At 40.1% G+C, this 479-nt stretch carries 1 pseudogene; it reads left to right on the forward strand.

Features of this window, described 5'->3' with window-relative positions:
- Positions 1-479 (forward strand): annotated as a pseudogene (locus H4I94_RS15765) (IS6-like element IS1006 family transposase); the annotation flags it as partial.

The raw sequence follows: 479 nt of genomic DNA on the forward strand, positions 1-479 counted from the left end.
CGCTGGTATTGGCGTAATCCTACAGATCTGAGCTCGTGGCATATTGATGAAACCTAAGTAAAAGTGAATGGACGATGGTCTTATCTGTATCGTGCAGTCGATCAACGTGGCGATACCATTGATTTTTATCTTTCTTCTAGACGTAATACCAAATCAGCATATTGTTTTCTTGGAAAAATTTTAAATAATGTGAAGAAGTGGCAAATTCCACAAGTGATCAACACGGATAAAGCACCCACATATGGACGTGCTTTATCACGGTTAAAACGGGAAGGTAAATGTCCACCAGACCTTGAGCACAGGCAGATTAAGTATAAAAATAACGTGATTGAATGTGATCATGGCAAGCTAAAGCGGATCATCAGGGCCACATTAGGATTCAAATCTATGAAGACGGCTTATGCCACAATTAAAGGTATTGAAGTCATGCGTGCACTACGTAAAGGACAAGCATCGTCATTTTATTATGGTCAGCCTCA

It is taken from the genome of Acinetobacter sp. T_3_1 (assembly GCF_025377055.1).
Taxonomy (GTDB): domain Bacteria; phylum Pseudomonadota; class Gammaproteobacteria; order Pseudomonadales; family Moraxellaceae; genus Acinetobacter; species Acinetobacter kookii.